Source organism: Pseudoalteromonas sp. PB2-1 (assembly GCF_045040605.1).
In the GTDB taxonomy this organism is placed as follows: domain Bacteria; phylum Pseudomonadota; class Gammaproteobacteria; order Enterobacterales; family Alteromonadaceae; genus Pseudoalteromonas; species Pseudoalteromonas arabiensis.
The window spans coordinates 812,180-830,194 of the sequence record NZ_CP090667.1 but is presented as its reverse complement, the minus strand read 5'-3'; the positions used below and the strand labels follow the sequence as shown (position 1 = coordinate 830,194).

Sequence of the window (18,015 nt, the reverse complement as noted above, 5' to 3'; positions counted from 1 at the left end):
CTTAAATTTTGTCTAACACATTAACCATTTCAAGCGCACCTAAAGCAGCTTCGCCGCCTTTATTACCCATTTTGGTACCTGCGCGCTCAATTGCTTGCTCAATGCTTTCAGTGGTTAATACGCCAAATGCAACCGGGATATCATACTCAAGAGATACTTGTGCAAGACCTTTGTTTGATTCGCCAGCGACTAAATCAAAGTGTGGCGTACCACCTCTGATCACTACGCCTAAAGCGATGATTGCATCGTGTTCTTTCTTTGCTGCAACGCGTTTCGCTGCTAAAGGTAATTCAACGGCACCTGGTACGTAAACAACGGTAATGTCGTCGTCAGATACGCCACCTGTGCGCTTAAGCTCATCAACAGCACCTGCTAATAGGCTGCTACCAATAAAGTCATTAAAGCGAGAAATGACAATGGCAAATTTTTTGCCTGGTGCGTATTTGTTACCTTCAATAATTTTCATTTAATAACCCTAAAAAATAAGTTTAAGCGGTTGCGATTGCGCAAAAATTACGGCGCATAATACCACAAAAATATAAAAGTAGCCTAGTTAATTAAGACTGCGGCTCAACGTAATCAACCACCTCTAAGTGGAAACCAGATAACGCATGGTACTTTTTCGGACGGCTCATTAAACGCATCTTTTCAATACCTAAATCAGCTAGGATCTGAGAGCCGACCCCCACGGTACGCGATGTACCTTGGAATTTACGATGACTAACATTTTCACCCGCATCTTCAGCGGCAAATGCTTTTACCGTTGCTTCAAGCTCTTCGGTTGACTCTTGTTTACCTAAAATTACTAACACACCATCATGTTTAGCAATATAAGCCATTGCATCAGATAACCCCCAACTACGGTCTGCATTGCGATCTGAGAGCAAAATATCATTAAACGTACTTTGTAAGTGAACACGTACTAACGTTGGCTCATCTTTTGATACGTCACCTTTTTGTAAAACATAATGAAGCTGACCATCAATAGTGTCTTTGTAGGTCACTAAATCAAACTCACCATGCTCGGTTGGCAGTTTACATTTAGCAACGCGCTCAATGGTGGTTTCGTTTAGGTTTCTGTACTCGATTAAATCCGCAATGGTGCCAATTTTTAAGTCATGCTCTTTCGCAAATACTTCGAGATCTGGGCGACGTGCCATGGTGCCATCTGCATTTAAAATTTCAACAATCACTGATGAAGGCTCAAGACCCGCTAAACGCGCTAAATCACAACCCGCTTCAGTATGACCGGCACGTGTTAACACGCCACCTGGCTGCGCCATAATTGGAAAAATATGCCCTGGTTGTACAATATCGCTCGGCACGGCACCTTTAGCGATAGCCGCTTGCACTGTGCGTGCGCGGTCGGCCGCAGAAATACCCGTTGTTACGCCTTTAGCCGCTTCAATCGACATAGTGAAATTAGTTGAAAAGGCAGCACCGTTGTTTTTGACCATAAGTGGTAATTCTAACTGCTGACAACGCTCTTGTGTCATGGTTAAACAAATTAAACCACGGCCGTGTGTTGCCATAAAGTTGATGGCATCAGCACTAATATGTTCTGCTGCGATGATTAAATCGCCTTCATTTTCTCTGTCTTCATCGTCCATTAAAATAACCATTTTACCGGCTTTAATGTCATCGATAATTTCTTGCGCGCTGTGTAAATTCATAATGTGCCCATGAGAGTATGATTAATTTGACCTATCCGTGCTTATTTAATAAAGCCAGCTTGTGCTAGCAAGCTCATTGATATGTCTGAACGGGAAGGTTGTTCAGCCCCTTTTATTAGGCGCTCTAAATAGCGAGCAATCTGGTCAACTTCTAAGTTCACCTGAGTACCCACCTGAAATTCTGCAATCGTTGTTTGCTCAGCGGTATGTGGAACAATCGTCAACTTAAAGCGATTTTGCTCGACTTCGTTGACCGTTAAACTAATACCATCAATACATACCGAACCTTTGTAGGGAATGTATTTCATTAAATCGCTGTTGGTACTTAGCCAATACTCTGTTGCACGAGCATTAGGACTAATACTTTCTACCGTCGCAATACCATCAACATGGCCTGATACCAAGTGCCCACCTAAGCGAGAAAGTGGTTGCATGGCTTTTTCGAGATTAACTGTTTGGCCTTTTTTGTAATGTGCAAATCCAGTTAAGCTGATTGTTTCGTTTGATAAGTCAGCACTAAAACCATCGCTATATTTAGCGACAACCGTTAAACACACACCGTTGGTGGCAATACTGTCACCGAGCTTGACGTCTTTCATATCCAAATTATTGCTTTGGATACGAATAGCTAGATCACCTTGCTTTTGTGTTAGTTCAACAATTTTACCTGTTGCTTCAATTATTCCAGTAAACATAGTGCTACTCTTTATTTTCAATATATGTGGCTTGCTTTGCTTTTTTCGCGGTTATGCGGATGTCGTCACCAATCATCACTGTATCAGTAAAGGTCAGCTCAGTGATATCACTCATCATGGTGACTTCTGCAAAGTTTAGTAAGCTTTTGCCCAAATCACCTATTAACTTAGGAGCAATATAAACAATGTATTCGTCAATTAAATCTTGCTCAGCAAACACGCCAGCGAGGGTCGCACCTGCTTCGAGCCAAACATGATTAACTTGTAGTTCAGTAAGACGCTTTAAAAGGGCCGATAAATCAACTTTATTGTTAACTGCTGGCACCACTTCGTGCTTAACAAAATGAGGCCATTGATGCTGATTATCAAGCGACGTGGTAAAAATAATCACCGAGCTCTCGATGCTGAATAACGCAAGCTCAGGCGTTAACCTATTTTGTGAATCAATAATGACTCGGGTCGGCTGGCGTAAAGGCAGCGAGGTTGGCATGGTAAATGGAAGCTCTTCAATGCGAACATTCAGTTTTGCATTATCGGTCAAAACCGTATCTGCACCAGTGAGTATCGCGCAACTTTGGGCACGAAACGCTTGCACGTCTTGGCGTGCTTTAGAGCCTGTTATCCATTTACTTTGGCCGTTATTTAGCGCAGTTTTACCATCTAAACTACATGCCATTTTACAAGTCACATATGGCAATCCTGATTCCATACGCTTTAAAAAACCTTTGTTTAAATCGCGCGCTTGCTGTTCAAGTAAACCAGATGCAACGCTAATACCGGCGTCGGCTAAAATTTGTAGGCCGCGACCACTCACCGCAGGGTTTGGGTCGACCATAGCGGCAATCACCTTGCTAACACCCGCTGCTTTTAAACCTTCGGCACAAGGTGGAGTGCGTCCATAATGACTACAAGGCTCTAAAGTCACATAAGCAGTGGCGCCTTTCGCGTTGTCGCCAGCTACAGCCAAGGCATTCACTTCAGCATGGCCCTGCCCTGCTAATTGATGAAACCCTTCACCGACTATTTCGCCATCTTTAACCAAAACACAGCCAACATTCGGGTTTGGCGTCGTAGTAAAACGACCTTGTTTAGCAAGCTCAATGGCACGCGCCATATAAGCTGTATCAAGCTCTGTAAACGACATGATTAATCACCTAAACGAGCGATTTCTTCACCAAACTCGCGAATATCTTCAAATGAACGATAAACCGATGCAAAGCGCACATAGGCTACTTTGTCGAGTTTCTTTAGTGACTCCATGATGCACTCGCCAATTAAATGGCTAGAGATCTCACGTTCACCCGTGGCACGAAGTTGAGATTTAATGATATTAACGACTTCATCGACCTGCTCAGTGCTAACAGGGCGTTTCTCTAAAGCGCGATGCAAGCCATTGAGTAACTTGTCTTCATTAAATGGTTCGCGGCTACCGTCTTGCTTGATGACTCTTGGCATCACAAGCTCAGCGCCTTCAAAGGTGGTAAAGCGCTCATGGCATTCGTTACATTCACGTCGACGTCTCACTTGGTGACCACCGCCAACAAGTCGAGAATCAATTACTTTGGTATCTTTTGCGGTGCAAAAAGGGCAATGCATAGGGTTCAACTTCCGTTTATAAAAAACAAAAAAAGGCCGCTTAGTAAGCGGCCCTTATAATAGCAAAAAACAACGCTATTGTTATCTTAATTACGGTTTAACCAGTAATTAAGCGTAAACTGGTAATTTTTTACAGATAGCTTTCACTTTCTCTTTTACTTCTGCTTGTACAGACTCATCGTTGATGTTGTCTAGTACGTCACAGATCCAGCCCGCAAGCTCTTTTGACTCAGCTTCTTTGAAGCCACGGCGAGTAATAGCCGGAGAACCAATACGAAGACCAGACGTTACAAACGGTGAACGTGGGTCGTTTGGTACTGAGTTTTTGTTAACTGTGATGTTTGCATTACCTAGTGCAGCGTCAGCATCTTTACCTGTGATATCTTTATCGATTAGGTCAAGAAGGAATAAGTGGTTGTCTGTTTTACCAGAAACAACTTTGTAGCCACGCTCTTGAAGAACTTCAACCATAGCTTGAGCGTTCTTAACAACTTGTGCTTGGTACGTTTTAAACTCTGGTTGTAATGCTTCTTTAAACGCAACCGCTTTAGCAGCGATGATGTGACATAAAGGACCACCTTGACCACCAGGGAATACAGCGCTGTTTAGCTTTTTGTAAATCTCTTCATCACCACATGCAGAAACGATTAGACCGCCACGAGGACCCGCTAATGTTTTGTGAGTTGTTGTAGTAACAACGTGTGCGTGAGGGATTGGGCTTGGGTATACACCCGCTGCGATAAGACCAGCAACGTGAGCCATATCTACGAATAAGTATGCACCTACTTTGTCAGCGATTTCACGGAATTTAGCCCAATCAACAACGCCAGAGTATGCAGAGAAACCAGCGATGATCATTTTTGGCTTGTGCTCTAATGCAAGTGCTTCAACTTGAGCATAATCAATTTCGCCTGTCTCTTCATTTAGGCCGTATTGAATTGCATTGTACGTTTTACCAGAAAAGTTAACGTGTGAGCCGTGAGTTAAGTGGCCACCATGAGCTAAGCTCATACCTAGTACTGTATCGTGCGGCTGAAGAAGCGCTTGGAAAACAGCTGCGTTTGCTTGTGAACCTGCGTGAGGTTGAACGTTAGCGTAGTCAGTACCGAATAATTCGTTTGCACGGTCAATAGCCAGTTGCTCAACAACGTCAACGTGCTCACAACCGCCATAGTAACGTTTGCCTGGGTAGCCTTCAGCATATTTGTTCGTTAGCTGAGAGCCCTGTGCTTCAAGCACGCGTGGGCTACAGTAGTTTTCAGACGCGATCAGTTCGATGTGCTCTTCTTGACGAGCCGTCTCTTTATTGATGGCTGCAAATAACTCTGGATCGAAATCCGAAATATTCATGCTACGTTCTAACATGGGGTCTCCTAAGGCAACGTGTATGGTGTTTTTTTGAAGGCTATATTGTACGCTTAAAACGCACTTTTGCCTATCGTGTAAAGATGAACATATTTAAACAGGGATTGAATTTATTTCACAGTGTTTTAATAATGATATTTTTTTATTGATACATAACAAAAATTTATAAATTTAAAATATTACATATATTTTTAAAATGTCACTAAATTAAAAAGTGCCCGCTGATACTTGTATTTCCACTAACACCAACTAATCTTATAGTATTAGTTAGTATCATGGATGATAGCGAGACATGTTAGCCAAACCAATTTACGAAGTTGTCCCTTATGTGTACTTCTTTCTCGGGGTGAGTTGTATTACGTTAGCCAAGGATAGTGTGCCAACTTTAATCGGTATAATACTGTTTTTAATGGGCGCTAATGTGTGGCGTATGCGCTCTGAGGCCAGAAGAACTGATCACTCAAGCCAAAGAATAAAACAAACGAAATCTCACTATTACTATGAATTTAAACCATTTATTTTATTCATTTCAGCGTTCACTTTAATTCAGTGGACACAAAACGAAATAATCTCAATTATCAGTGTGTTACTGTGTATCGCCTCTTTGGTAATTCTCATTATGCGAGTTTTAAACCGTCATAGCCATTCACTACTTCATTAAAATAAGCAATATAAAAAAGAGCGGCTAAGCCGCTCTTTTTTATGGATATTACGCGAGTTTACTTAGTAGCTCAGTGCGAAGCAATTGATAATCAAACTTGATATCTTCAGCTAAACATTGCTTTGCTAATGCATCAGCAAGTGGTTTCGGCATAGGCAATTCGATATCTAAAATTTCTTCAACACTTTCTTTAAATTTAGCTGGGTGTGCAGTCGCTAAAAAGATGCCTGCGCTGCCGTCTGCTAGATTTTCTTTCAAGCCTTGATAAGCAATTGCAGTATGAGGCTCTGCAATGTAACCCGTTTGATGAATTTTTTTCATCACCTCTTTTGTTTCTTCTTCACCTACACAGCTTGAGTAAAAATCATCATAGCTAAACCATTTGTTATCCAACATAAACTGAACACGTGGCCAGTTATTCGGTTTACTCACATCCATTGCGTTCGATAACGACTCAAGTGTGTCATTCGGTGCCCATTCTTTATTTCGTAAAAAACGTGGCACCGTGTCGTTTTGATTCGTTGTGGCACTTAATTTAGCAACCGGCATACCAAGCACTGCTCCAATCATTGCAGCGCACACATTACCAAAGTTACCACTTGGTACTGAGATATGTGCTTTACTACGCTGCTCTTTAGGTAATTGAGCAATGGCTTCAAAGTAATAGCATACCTGTGCAACTAAACGACTGATGTTGATTGAGTTAGCAGAGTTTAGACCTAGCTTTTGTTTAACTTCATCGTCTAAAAACGCTTGTTTTACCATGCTTTGACAATCATCAAAGCTACCATCAACAGCATAGCAGTGAATGTTATTACCTAACGTTGTGAATAGCTTTTGCTGCGCCAGTGATATTTTCCCTTTCGGGTATAAGATCACGACATCAATATTAGGCTTATTATAAAATGCATGAGCAACCGCAGCCCCAGTGTCGCCTGATGTAGCCGTTAAAATCGTGACTTTTTCGCCTTGGTTAAATTGCGCAAGACATTCAGCCATAAAACGGCCACCAAAGTCTTTAAACGCAAGCGTTGGACCATGAAATAGCTCTAAGCAATAAATGTCTTTTTCAACTTCTACCAACTTCACATCAAAGTTAAACGCATTTTGCACCATCTGAGCAACGGTATCGGCAGGTAATTCATCACCAATTAGGTGCGATAAAATCTTGCTGCTACGGCTAACAAAGTCCAAATCTAATAACGCATCAATGTCTTGAATTGGCGTTAGGCTTTCTGGGAAGAACACCCCTTGGTTACGCCCTAAACCCGTTTTTACCGCTTCAACAAACGACACCTGTTGTGTTTCATCTTTTAAATTATGTAATTGCATGTTTATTCCTTAAATTCTTTAAAGCTGTCGTGTGCCAAGCTGATCAAGTTGACAGATGTGGCAAAAGCCCTGCTCATTGATGTAATTATCATTCAGCCACGCTGCACACTTTTGTGCAGCTGCAAGGCTCTTACACACGGTAAATAATGTTGGACCCGCCCCCGAAATACTGACAATCTCTGCGCCAAGCTCTGGTAAAGCACTTTTAGCTTCTGCAAAGCCTTGAATGAGCGGTGCGCGATGTGGCTCAGCTATTTCATCACTCATAATGGATAGCGCTGCATCAAAGCGACCAGTTAGCAATAAGCTACTAAATGCAGAAAGTCGCTGTGCAAACTCAACACTGTCGTGCATTGATAATTGCTTTGGCAGTACTGATCGCGCTTTTGCGGTATTCAGTGAAAAACCTGGAAAAGCCGCTACGTAATACCATTGATTATCAACAGGTAACGAAATTGACTTGTTCGGAATAAGTTCACCAGTTAATTGCAAACCACCTAAATAACATGGCGTGATGTTATCGTAATGACGGCCGCCACTAACAATGGCTTCAAAATCAGCCATCAACTCGATAAGTTGCTCTTGTGATAAGTTCGTTTCGGCAAACTTATCAAGGGCTGCAAACGCAGCCACCACAGAACACGCACTTGAACCTAAACCTGAGCCAATTGGTAAGTTCTTTTTAAGCTCCAGTTTTACCGCTGGCATAGCCGGCGCAACGTGTTCTTTAAAGTGAATTAAACATTGATAAGCCAAGTTTTCTTCAGCATTAGCAGGCAATTTATGAGCATAGTCGCCAGAGCAGACAAAGGTATCTTGCTCAGCGGCACTCACCTCGACAACATCACCTAATAAGGTGCCATCGATAGGTGCCAGCGCAGCACCTAGCGCATCAAAGCCAACAGCAAAATTCCCGATTGAAGCGGGTGCATATACACGGATCATAACCTGCTCCTAGCGCGTTAACGTTTTTAAGATATCAGCAAATACGCCTGCGGCCGTTACTTCAGCACCTGCGCCATAACCACGTATCACAAACGGGCGTGGTTGATAATATTGACTTAAGATTGCCAGTGCATTTTCACCGTCACGGATATCGTATAAAGCATGGCTACTATCTACGGCTTCAATGCCTACTTTACATTGACCGTTTTCAATAGTGCCCACATAACGAAGTACTTTACCTTCACTTGCTGCACTTTGAATGCGGTCGTTAAACTGCGCATCAACTGATGGTAGTTTTGCCATAAAATCGGCTACAGAATCATCTTCTGCAAACCCTTGTGGTAAAACAGATTCTACTTCAATATCGCTTAGTTCTAACTCAAGACCTGATTCACGAGCAATGATCAGTAGTTTTCGGGCAACATCAGTGCCTGATAAATCATCACGCGGATCTGGCTCTGTAAATCCACTTTCTTTTGCTTTTAACGTTGCTTCGCTAAGTGATAAACCATCTTGTAGCGCACCAAACATATACGATAATGAACCCGATAAGATACCGCTGAACTTAATAAGCTCATCACCCGCACCAAATAGCGATTTCAGGTTATCAAGAACCGGTAGGCCTGCACCTACGTTTGTTTCATATAAAAACTTACGATTATTCTTTTGTGTTGCTGCCACTAAATCTTGGTAGTAAGCATACGAGCTAGTATTGGCTTTTTTATTCGCCGCAACGACATGGAAGCCTGCATTTAAGAAATCAACATATTGCGCAGCAAGTTTATCGGCTGAGCTACAATCTACGATCACAGGGTTGATTAAGTGATTTTGTTTAACAAATTGCTCAACCAGATTTAAATCAAATGCTTGCTCTGAGCTCGCTAGTTTTTCTTGCCAGCCATCAAAAGCAATGCCTTCGCTATCTAGATATAGCTGTCTTGAGTTAGCAACACCGTATAGGTTCAGCTTAATGTTGCGTTTTTCAAGCCATGCTTGTTGGCGCTCTAGCTGCTGAATAAGCTCTTGACCAACTAAGCCACAGCCAAGTAGAAACACATCGATTGAAGGAATATGCGTAAAGAAGTTCTCATGGCACACTTTTACTGCGTCGTTGCATAGCTCACCATCGATAACGGCTGAAATGGCGCTTTCTGTTGAGTCTTGTGCAATAGCAACAATGTTAACCTGCGCTTGTGCCAATGAAGCAAAAAACTTAGCAGCTAAACCTTTATGAGCACGCATGTTGTCACCCACTAAAGTGACAATAGCAAGATTACGCTGTACTTGTACTGGCTCAATTAAACCAGCTTGTGATTCTAATTCGAAAGCTGTTTGTAATGCTTCAAGGGCAAGTGATAGGTCACTCTCATGCACACAGAAACTGATGCTAAATTCACATGAAGATTGAGTGATTAACACAATTGAAACATTGTCATGAGCCAGTGCATTAAATACTTTTGACGCCATGCCCACTTTGCCTTTCATACCCGGGCCTGACACCGTTAACATAGCGAGATTTTGTAAACTTGATAGCGCTTTAACAGGATCGCTCGACACACTGTCGTTGCTGATCACAGAACCTTCTGCACGTGGGTTATGAGTATTTTTAATCTCGCACGGCACACCTGCTTTAGCACAAGGTAAAATCGTTTTTGGGTGCAACACTTTCGCACCAAAATACGATAGTTCCATCGCTTCTTTATATGAAAGCGAATCAACCTTAGAGGCTTTTTTGATATAGCGCGGGTCAGCATTGTACACACCGTCTACATCAGTCCAGATTTGACACACATCAGCTTCTAAACACGCTGCTGCAATCGCAGCTGAGTAATCTGAACCATTACGGCCAAGTGTTGTAAGCTCCCCTTGCTCATTAGATGCTGTGAAACCTGGCATGATATAAATAGTACTTGGCGCCGCTTTCAATGCTTCTTGAAAACGTAGTTTACTTGCTGCTAAGTCAGCTTCAGCATCAATGTAACCACCTACAGAAGCTATACACGCCGTTGCTTCGAGGTAGCGAGCATTGCTCTCTTTAAGCATACATTCCATCAAGGCAACACTAACGCGCTCACCAAAACTGATTACATAAGCACGTACTTGGTCTGGGCAGCATTTTAAAAGTGCAACACCATCTAGTTTATTCTTAAGCTCGTTCAAGTCTGGCCAATTTGCTACCTGACCAAAATCAGCTTCAACAGCAACTTTTAATTGTTCACAGCGTTCAACCAGTGCTTGCCATAACTCACTAAAATCTTGCCCATGTTCTGCTGCACTTGCTAACGCTACCAGAGAATCTGTCATACCACCTGGTGCTGATAGAACTAACAACATTTCATCACGTAATTCTTCTTTGACTAACTGAGCTACCTGTTGCAAACACGCGAAGTCAGCCAAGGACGACCCGCCAAATTTTAATACTCGCATTATTTATGTTTCCTCATCCCATAAACGAAAAAAGGCCTGTGTTCTAGTGAACACAGGCCTTTATATTTGTTGCACCGACCTATGCCACTATCCCGTAAGGATGATGGTTGTAATAATAATGGTCGTTGCGTGATTAAATGTTTTCATAGCCTTTAGACTGCCCTATTACTAGCTAGGCTGTCAACCCTTTACTTGAAGATAAATTATGCATTTAGGTTATAAGAAACACTAATGAATACCAAATTTATGCAAGGTCGCTTTTAAGCGGGCAATATCTATCGGCTTGTCGATAAAGTCGATAGCACCTAGTTTTGCAACTCGTTGTTTCATTTCAACTTGAATATCAGCCGAAATAACTAATACAAAACACTCTATTTTTTCAGCTTTGATGGTTTCGAGTACAGTTACGCCATCGACTTCTGGCATAGTTAAATCCAAGCACAGCAAATCAAAGCTCTGCTCTCGTAAAAAAGTAAGTGCTTCTTTGCCATTCTTGGCTTGATGAATATCAGCACTGATGCAATCACCTAAGCACCTAACAACTTGTTTCCTAGCAACGTTTGAGTCATCGCAGACAAGTACTGTGAAATTAGAACTATTCATGAGATAAAAATCTTTGCTGTAGCAAATACAACATTAAAAAAGGCTAAAGTAAAAGATGAAGTAAATTTATAACACACTTTTTAAAGTGCAGTAAGGCTAAGTTTTTTCAATATTTAGTAACAATTTATAAATGTTTCTTCAAAAAAGGATATATTTATTTATTTTTAATCATTTATTAGCTAACTTTAGAACTAGCTGAATGTATTACAATTGTCACCAAGGAGCTATGGATATTCCATGCTACAAAAAAGCCTGTCAAAAAAATTATTAACCAGCGTACTCTCGGTCTACTTTTTATTAACGTTTGTAGTTACGTGTGGGCAGGTCATTGCTGAATACGTTAATACTAAAGACTATATACGTGACGAATTAACCACCTTGCAAAAAACATTTAGCCGAAGCTTAACCCGCGCCATTTGGGAGTTAAACACCAAACAAACAATTACCACGGCCGAGGGATTACTCGCCATTCCAATGATTGAAGGTATTATTGTTCGTGATGATAGCGGTGAAATATTATCCCAACTTGGGCGCTCTCTAGATATACACGAATTATACAGCCAACAACTAGTGCAAGAAGAAGCCATTATTGAGGACACCCCTTCGGGCTTATTTGGTTATACTTTCCCGCTTATTTTTGAGTTTTCAGGCAGAGCAACCCAAGTCGGTGATGTCACCCTATTTTCAAGCCGCGAAGTTGTCTTTAGCCGTATTATGATTTCAATTTATTTCTTGATTGGTAATGCGATGATCAAAACCACGTTTTTGATCATTTTATTTTTAATAGCCTTTAGAAAACAACTTACCGAGCCACTTGCACAACTCACCGAACAAATTGAAGACCTTGAGCTCAATGACTTAGAAGGTCGTCACATCGAAATCGAAACGAGTGAGCATAACGAGTTAAAAGTGATGGAAGAGTCATTCAATCGCTTAATAGATAAAGTGGTGTTGTACAGAGAAGAGCTCGAACATACCCAAAAAGAACTGCTCATAAGCAACGAAAAACTTGACCAACAAAATCTGCAATTAGAGCAAGAAGTCGCACGTAAAACATCCAACCTCAGCCAAGCTATGATGGACTTGCAACAGCAAAAATATGAGTTAGAAAAACAAAAACTAACCCTTACAGAAGAAATCGATTTACGTAAACAAACCGAACAAGAATTAATTACCAAGCAAACAGAATTACAACGTTACCTTGATGAGCTAAACATGGCACAAGAGCGCCTTGTCGGCTCAGAGAAAATGGCTGCACTAGGTGGCTTAGTCGCGGGTATTACGCATGATGTAAACACACCGATTGGTATTGGTGTAACTGCAACCTCATTTTTACAGGAGCGGTTGGACCAAATAGAAGCCGCTTACAAAGACAAAACCCTGTCGCCAAAAGCGCTTGAAGAATTTATTAATGATGCCAAACAAAGCACAAGCTTACTCACCAGTAACCTTGACCGCGCTTCAGAGTTAGTTGCAAGTTTTAAACAAATTGCAGTAGACCAAGCAAGCGAAGCGGTGCGAACCATTAACTTTAAAGAATATTTAGGGGAAGTTATTCGCTCGTTACACCCTAAATTAAAGAAAACATCGCATCATATTAACCTTGATTGTCCTGAAGATTTAACCCTTAACTTACCGGCTGGCGCTATTAGTCAAATTTTCACCAACCTTATCATGAACTCGCTGATCCACGGCTTCGAGGGCATCGAAAATGGCCTTATTGATATCATTATTAAAGACGAAGAAGATGAAGTGATTATCGACTTTAAAGATAACGGTAATGGCGTTACCAAAGAGCAGTTAGAAAAACTTTTTGACCCATTCTTTACCACCAAACGCGACCAAGGCGGCAGTGGCCTAGGGACACATATCACCTTTAACCTAGTGAAACAAACGCTTAGTGGCGATATTGAAGTCAATAGTGAACCTGGTAAAGGCTTGCACTATCACATAAGCTTTCCAAAAAACATGCCGAAACCGCTTTCAATGTTCAACTCGTAAGCAAAACGCCATGATGCCGAAATCATTCATTTCGGCATCACTTTTTTATTGTTATGATTGGGCAAATTTATTGAAAGGATTAGCCTAATTATGTGGTTTAGTAACCTTATCTGTTACCGCTTTAAACAAGACGTCTCATATAACCAAGAAGATTTCGACAAAGCCCTAGAGCAAGACCTATTTCGTTCATGTACAGGCCAAGAGCTATCAACGTTTGGTTGGACAAAAGCATTTGGCAAACATGGCCAAACACTGTCTCATTTTTCTCAAGACAGTATTTTAGTGTGCGCTAAGCGTGAAGAAAAAGTACTACCGGCGGCCGTAATCAACGAACTTGTAATTGAAAAAGTAGAACAAATTGAAGCCGAAGAAAATCGCCCTGTTAAGAAAAAAGAAAAAGACGAATTAAAAGAAAATATTCTACATACGCTACTTCCTCAAGCATTTAAAAAATCGAGCCTACAGTTTGCCTTTATCGATCAAAAAAATGGCTGGGTAATCGTAAACAGCGCAAGCTTTAATAAAGCAGAAGAGCTACTAGCCCTACTTCGTAAATCACTTGGCACACTGCCTGTTGTTCCTGCATTTGCGAATTATGACCTTGATGTATTTTTAACAGATTGGCTCACTAAGTTCAGTGCACCTGACGGGTTTGCTATCGGCAATGATGCCGAGCTTGAAGAAGCTGATGACAGCGGAGCTCAGGTAAAACTAAAAGGTCATGACCTATCATGTGATGAAGTAAAATCGCATCTAGAAAATGGCAAGCGTGTAACTAAGCTGGCGCTAGATTGGCAAGAGCGCGTTAAGTTTATGCTGCAAAATGATGGTTCAATCAAACGCATGAACTACTCAGAAACATTAAAAGAAGAAAACGCTGACATTCCTAAAGAAGATATGGCAGTCAAGCTCGATGCAGACTTTATCCTCGCATCAGAAGAGATCAAGCAAATGTTAGAAGAGCTAACACAAGGGCTTGGTGACGCTGACGATTTATAACAGTGCGTGACACAAAAAAGTGCGATAAACATCGCACTTTTTTGTTATTTCATACTGCGTAGATAAAGATTATACCCTGTATGGTATTAGTCAGTAAAAACGGCCTTAACCTCATTGAGCATATTGTGGTACTCATCAGTATTGAACATATCAAGAGACTCAATGACCCCTTTATCAACATACATTTGCAACGCGGCCGACTTATCTGAAACTTGTAAAATTCCCTCCAGAATGGCACCTATACGGATAAAATCCACATAACAAATATGCTCAGGGCGGTAATTAGGATTTGCCCAGCTTTCAGCAACTTCAACAAATTCATCAGTGAAACCCCATGCTCGCATGATAGCACCGCCAACCTTCCCCCCTAGCTTTTGAATAGCGTGGGCAAGAAAACTAGGATTGGCAAATACTTCGGGGTGTTTTTCAGCTTCAGTAAGAATGGGTAGCACGCCAATGTTATAAACCAATGAAGCGAGTGTAATGGTATCTCGGTTCAATGAAGTGTGCTTATTCATATGTAAAAAGAAATCCATTAAGGTAATTGAATGGCAGGCAACTTTAAGCGTCTTTTGCCATGCTTTATCCATATAACCCTTAATTAACTCATTATGTGAAACAAAAAGCTGCTCCATGGCCATTGCCGTAGCAATATTCTTAATTTGCCTTAAACCAATACGAGTTACCGCTTGATGTAAATTTGTGACCTTCACTGAGCGTCCCATAAATGCACTGTTGGCCACTTTAATCATTCTTGCCGATAAAGCAGGATCATGTGCAATGACATCCGCCATCTGCATTAAATTTACATTCGGATCGTCCGCCGCTTGTCTCACTTTGACAGCAACTTCCGGTAAGGTAGGTAACACTAACGTGTCATTATTTATTCTGTCGACCAAAATGGTCAGTAAAGCATTCTCTGTTGACATATACGTGCCATCCTCTTGAATTAGCCACTTGCAAATAACGCAAACTAATGACTGACATTCTTAGATTAATTATAGTTTTAGTATTATCTAAGTTAGCGCTAAAGTTAAGAAAAACACAGAAATTATATTTTTTTATTTTTAAGTCACTACCTGATAAATAAATATTGCTTCTAGCGCACTAAACTTGCCATATATATGTCAGATTTGCTTTAATGCGAAGACGTTCTGTTTTAAACGTAATGATTCTCTCTTTCTAACGGGCAAAAAAATGACATTAAATAAAATTAGCCAAGCACTTATCTTATCAGGTGCTGTTTTTCTTGGCGCATGCTCTAATGAGCAAGCAACCACTTCTCAAACTAAGCCTACAGCACAACAAACAAAGCAAATTACTGAAGAAAATAATCCTCAACTTATCAATGCTGACAAGAGTCGTTTAGATATTTATACAGACTTTACACTTACATCAGACTTGAGCCACTTAAGTGACAATCAAAAACAAATGGTTGGTAAGCTAATTGATGCATCAAAAATCATGGATCAACTATTTTGGCATCAAGCATTTGGTGAAAACAAAGACGCATTTTTAGCAAAAATAAATGATGAAAAAGTTCAGAAATTTGCAGATATCAACTACGGCCCTTGGGATCGTTTAAATGGCGATAAAGTCTTTTTATCTGGCTACGAAGAAAAGCCACTTGGCGCAGGTTTTTATCCAAGCGATATCACTAAAGAAGAATTAAATAGCGCAAATGTTGAAGACAAAACAGGCCTTTACTCTGTAATTAAGCGTGATGAAAATGGCAAACTTTATAGCGTTGCATACTCTGTAGAATATGCACAAGAGCTTGAAAAAGCAGCGAACTTATTACGTGAAGCAAGTAAACTTGCTGACGACAAAGAATTTGCAAACTACTTAAGTATGCGTGCTGATGCGCTAGTAAGTGATGATTTCCAACCATCTGACTTTGCGTGGATGGATATGAAAAATAACCCAATTGATGTTGTTATAGGTCCTATCGAAACTTACGAAGATCAGCTATTTGGTTATCGCGCCGCCTATGAATCTTATGTACTTATTAAAGACCTTGCTTGGAGCGAACGCTTAGCTAAGTTTGCTGCTTTCCTACCTGAGTTGCAAAAAGGCTTACCTGTTGCAGACAAGTATAAGCAAGAAGTACCCGGCTCAGATGCAGACCTAAATGCTTATGATGTTGTGTACTATGCTGGCCACTCAAATGCGGGCAGTAAAACAATTGCCATCAACCTGCCAAATGACGAGCAAGTTCAATTAGAAAAAGGCACACGTCGCTTACAGCTGAAAAATGCAATGCGCGCTAAGTTCGATAAAATCTTAGTGCCAATTTCAGAGCAGTTAATCGTTCCAGAGCAACGTAAGCACATCACCTTTGATGCATTTTTTGCTAACACTATGTTCCACGAAGTAGCCCATGGTTTAGGCATTAAAAACACCCTTACAGGTAAAGGGACTGTTCGCCAATCACTACAAGAGCATGCCAGTGCCCTTGAAGAAGGTAAAGCAGATATCCTAGGGCTTTACATGGTTGAACAGCTACTTAAAAAAGGCGAAATCACTGACGGAACATTAGAAGATTATTACATCACCTTCATGGCTGGTATCTTCCGCTCAGTGCGTTTTGGTGCATCAAGTGCCCACGGTAAAGCAAATATGATCCGCTTTAACTTCTTTGCTGAAGAAGGTGCGTTTTCTAAAAATGCGGACGGCTTATACAGCGTTAACATGGAGAAAATGAGTCAAGCAATGGAAAAACTTTCGCGCTTAATCTTAACGATTCAAGGTGACGGTGATTACCAAAAAGTTGATCAGTTAATCGCAACTCATGGTGAGATTAAAGCTGAGCTTGCTAAAGATTTAGAAAAGCTAAGCCAAGCAAATATCCCTGTTGATGTAACCTTCAAGCAAGGTAAAGACGTATTAGGTTTAAACTAAACCAGTTATTTTGAAATAAAAAACGCTGCCAGTGGCAGCGTTTTTTATTATTTAAAGCTTATTAATGAGCAACAAAACTGAGTCCATACTTGTTGTTTAACTTTACGATATCGCCACTTATCAACATGTTATGAAACTCTCGGTTAAACTCATCAATAAAACGACCTAACTCTCGTTGTTTAGAAAAACCAAAATAGCCTTGATTAACAGTTAGCAAGGGCGAAAGCATAATAACGTCTTCAGCAATCCCTAATCTTTCTATTACAGGCTTTGCCGCACGTGGATGAGCCAGAAGCAGATCAACTCTATCGTACATTAACTGTAAAAAGCTTGCTTGCACACTCGCCACCTCAGAGAGTGACAAACTCGATTCATAACGCTTAAACTCTTGACCGTAATCCCAACCTCGAATTACACCTATTACGTCTTTTTTTAAACTAGCGAAGTTGCCAAGCCAAGTAACTGAGTTACTCGGTTTAGTATAAAATACAATAGGATCCTCATAGAAAGGCAGTTCACTGTACAGAATATATTGCTCGCGAAGCAGCGACTTGTAGGGTCCAATAATCGCATCAGCCTTCCCTTGCTCAACCATTTTCAACGCTCGCTTCAATGGCATCACATCGATAATTACGGTATGCCCTAAACGCCGACATATTTCATGAACAATATCAGCACCCAGTCCGGTAGCATCTCCTTGGGGATTAGGCTCCAAAATTGCGGGGAAATGACTCCCTACAAAGTAATAACTTTTAGCAAAACACGAAAAGGAGCTAAAAATAAAAAGTACTGAAAGCATTAACCTTTTCACTTTTTA

The 18,015-nt window shown here is 40.9% G+C and carries 16 protein-coding genes; 4 read left to right on the top strand and 12 right to left on the bottom strand.

The window, feature by feature from the left end; translation table 11 throughout:
- Position 1: 1 nt before the first annotated feature.
- From ribE to glyA, 6 genes are all read right to left on the bottom strand, one after another.
- Positions 2-466, bottom strand: coding sequence for a 6,7-dimethyl-8-ribityllumazine synthase (gene ribE, locus L0Z67_RS03885; RefSeq protein ID WP_036966328.1), 465 nt, complete (start codon positions 464-466; stop codon positions 2-4).
- A 91-nt stretch (positions 467-557) separates the two neighbouring features.
- On the bottom strand, positions 558-1,673 hold the full coding sequence (gene ribBA, locus L0Z67_RS03880; protein WP_237114865.1) for a bifunctional 3,4-dihydroxy-2-butanone-4-phosphate synthase/GTP cyclohydrolase II: 1,116 nt from the start codon (positions 1,671-1,673) through the stop codon (positions 558-560).
- A 41-nt stretch (positions 1,674-1,714) separates the two neighbouring features.
- Entirely contained in the window at positions 1,715-2,368 is a 654-nt protein-coding gene (locus L0Z67_RS03875; protein WP_193988389.1) for a riboflavin synthase, read from the bottom strand.
- Positions 2,369-2,372: 4 nt separating this feature from the next.
- Positions 2,373-3,512 (bottom strand): bifunctional diaminohydroxyphosphoribosylaminopyrimidine deaminase/5-amino-6-(5-phosphoribosylamino)uracil reductase RibD, encoded by a 1,140-nt coding sequence (ribD, locus tag L0Z67_RS03870; RefSeq protein ID WP_237114864.1) that lies wholly within the window; start codon positions 3,510-3,512, stop codon positions 2,373-2,375.
- A gap of 2 nt (positions 3,513-3,514) precedes the next feature.
- Positions 3,515-3,964 carry a transcriptional regulator NrdR gene (nrdR, locus tag L0Z67_RS03865; RefSeq protein ID WP_054552576.1) on the bottom strand — a complete coding sequence of 150 codons (450 nt, stop codon included), beginning with the start codon at positions 3,962-3,964 and terminating at the stop codon, positions 3,515-3,517.
- 108 nt (positions 3,965-4,072) lie between these two features.
- A complete protein-coding gene (gene glyA / locus L0Z67_RS03860) occupies positions 4,073-5,329 on the bottom strand; it encodes a serine hydroxymethyltransferase (protein WP_062570197.1) in 1,257 nt (418 codons plus the stop codon).
- Positions 5,330-5,621: 292 nt separating this feature from the next.
- On the opposite strand from glyA, the gene L0Z67_RS03855 reads away from it, so the two are divergent.
- The gene (locus L0Z67_RS03855; protein ID WP_062570196.1) at positions 5,622-5,990 is read left to right on the top strand and encodes a hypothetical protein; all 369 of its coding nucleotides are present in this window, start codon (positions 5,622-5,624) and stop codon (positions 5,988-5,990) included.
- A gap of 48 nt (positions 5,991-6,038) precedes the next feature.
- Here the strand turns inward: L0Z67_RS03855 and thrC are convergent, their stop codons facing one another.
- From thrC to L0Z67_RS03835, 4 genes are all read right to left on the bottom strand, one after another.
- Positions 6,039-7,322 (bottom strand): threonine synthase, encoded by a 1,284-nt coding sequence (thrC, locus tag L0Z67_RS03850; RefSeq protein ID WP_237114863.1) that lies wholly within the window; start codon positions 7,320-7,322, stop codon positions 6,039-6,041.
- Positions 7,323-7,340: 18 nt separating this feature from the next.
- Positions 7,341-8,267, bottom strand: a complete 927-nt coding sequence (gene thrB, locus L0Z67_RS03845) for a homoserine kinase (protein WP_237114862.1) — start codon at positions 8,265-8,267, stop codon at positions 7,341-7,343.
- Between the two features lie 9 nt (positions 8,268-8,276).
- On the bottom strand, positions 8,277-10,694 hold the full coding sequence (gene thrA, locus L0Z67_RS03840) for a bifunctional aspartate kinase/homoserine dehydrogenase I (RefSeq protein ID WP_237114861.1): 2,418 nt from the start codon (positions 10,692-10,694) through the stop codon (positions 8,277-8,279).
- Positions 10,695-10,922: 228 nt separating this feature from the next.
- The gene (locus L0Z67_RS03835; RefSeq protein ID WP_062570192.1) at positions 10,923-11,297 is read right to left on the bottom strand and encodes a response regulator; all 375 of its coding nucleotides are present in this window, start codon (positions 11,295-11,297) and stop codon (positions 10,923-10,925) included.
- 237 nt (positions 11,298-11,534) lie between these two features.
- Here L0Z67_RS03835 and L0Z67_RS03830 point away from each other — a divergent pair, with 237 nt between their 5' ends.
- Together L0Z67_RS03830 and rdgC are read left to right on the top strand one after the other, a co-directional pair.
- Positions 11,535-13,298: a sensor histidine kinase gene (locus tag L0Z67_RS03830; protein ID WP_062570191.1), complete on the top strand. Its 1,764-nt coding sequence runs from the start codon at positions 11,535-11,537 to the stop codon at positions 13,296-13,298.
- 90 nt (positions 13,299-13,388) lie between these two features.
- Positions 13,389-14,297 carry a recombination-associated protein RdgC gene (gene rdgC, locus L0Z67_RS03825; protein ID WP_062570190.1) on the top strand — a complete coding sequence of 303 codons (909 nt, stop codon included), beginning with the start codon at positions 13,389-13,391 and terminating at the stop codon, positions 14,295-14,297.
- An 86-nt stretch (positions 14,298-14,383) separates the two neighbouring features.
- On the opposite strand, the gene L0Z67_RS03820 is transcribed toward rdgC, so the two are convergent.
- Positions 14,384-15,226: an HDOD domain-containing protein gene (locus L0Z67_RS03820; protein WP_062570189.1), complete on the bottom strand. Its 843-nt coding sequence runs from the start codon at positions 15,224-15,226 to the stop codon at positions 14,384-14,386.
- A gap of 268 nt (positions 15,227-15,494) precedes the next feature.
- Here L0Z67_RS03820 and L0Z67_RS03815 point away from each other — a divergent pair, with 268 nt between their 5' ends.
- On the top strand, positions 15,495-17,198 hold the full coding sequence (locus L0Z67_RS03815) for a dipeptidyl-peptidase 3 family protein (RefSeq protein WP_193988384.1): 1,704 nt from the start codon (positions 15,495-15,497) through the stop codon (positions 17,196-17,198).
- 61 nt (positions 17,199-17,259) lie between these two features.
- Here the strand turns inward: L0Z67_RS03815 and L0Z67_RS03810 are convergent, their stop codons facing one another.
- On the bottom strand, positions 17,260-18,009 hold the full coding sequence (locus L0Z67_RS03810; protein WP_157066227.1) for an ABC transporter substrate-binding protein: 750 nt from the start codon (positions 18,007-18,009) through the stop codon (positions 17,260-17,262).
- Between the last annotated feature and the right edge of the window lie 6 nt (positions 18,010-18,015).

Bases quoted from the DNA above. Each gene is read 5' to 3' on its own strand.
- ribE (WP_036966328.1), bottom strand. From the start codon at position 466: ATGAAAATTATTGAAGGTAACAAATACGCACCAGGCAAAAAATTTGCC.
- ribBA (WP_237114865.1), bottom strand. From the start codon at position 1,673: ATGAATTTACACAGCGCGCAAGAAATTATCGATGACATTAAAGCCGGT.
- L0Z67_RS03875 (WP_193988389.1), bottom strand. From the start codon at position 2,368: ATGTTTACTGGAATAATTGAAGCAACAGGTAAAATTGTTGAACTAACA.
- ribD (WP_237114864.1), bottom strand. From the start codon at position 3,512: ATGTCGTTTACAGAGCTTGATACAGCTTATATGGCGCGTGCCATTGAG.
- nrdR (WP_054552576.1), bottom strand. From the start codon at position 3,964: ATGCATTGCCCTTTTTGCACCGCAAAAGATACCAAAGTAATTGATTCT.
- glyA (WP_062570197.1), bottom strand. From the start codon at position 5,329: ATGTTAGAACGTAGCATGAATATTTCGGATTTCGATCCAGAGTTATTT.
- L0Z67_RS03855 (WP_062570196.1), top strand. From the start codon at position 5,622: ATGTTAGCCAAACCAATTTACGAAGTTGTCCCTTATGTGTACTTCTTT.
- thrC (WP_237114863.1), bottom strand. From the start codon at position 7,322: ATGCAATTACATAATTTAAAAGATGAAACACAACAGGTGTCGTTTGTT.
- thrB (WP_237114862.1), bottom strand. From the start codon at position 8,267: ATGATCCGTGTATATGCACCCGCTTCAATCGGGAATTTTGCTGTTGGC.
- thrA (WP_237114861.1), bottom strand. From the start codon at position 10,694: ATGCGAGTATTAAAATTTGGCGGGTCGTCCTTGGCTGACTTCGCGTGT.
- L0Z67_RS03835 (WP_062570192.1), bottom strand. From the start codon at position 11,297: ATGAATAGTTCTAATTTCACAGTACTTGTCTGCGATGACTCAAACGTT.
- L0Z67_RS03830 (WP_062570191.1), top strand. From the start codon at position 11,535: ATGCTACAAAAAAGCCTGTCAAAAAAATTATTAACCAGCGTACTCTCG.
- rdgC (WP_062570190.1), top strand. From the start codon at position 13,389: ATGTGGTTTAGTAACCTTATCTGTTACCGCTTTAAACAAGACGTCTCA.
- L0Z67_RS03820 (WP_062570189.1), bottom strand. From the start codon at position 15,226: ATGTCAACAGAGAATGCTTTACTGACCATTTTGGTCGACAGAATAAAT.
- L0Z67_RS03815 (WP_193988384.1), top strand. From the start codon at position 15,495: ATGACATTAAATAAAATTAGCCAAGCACTTATCTTATCAGGTGCTGTT.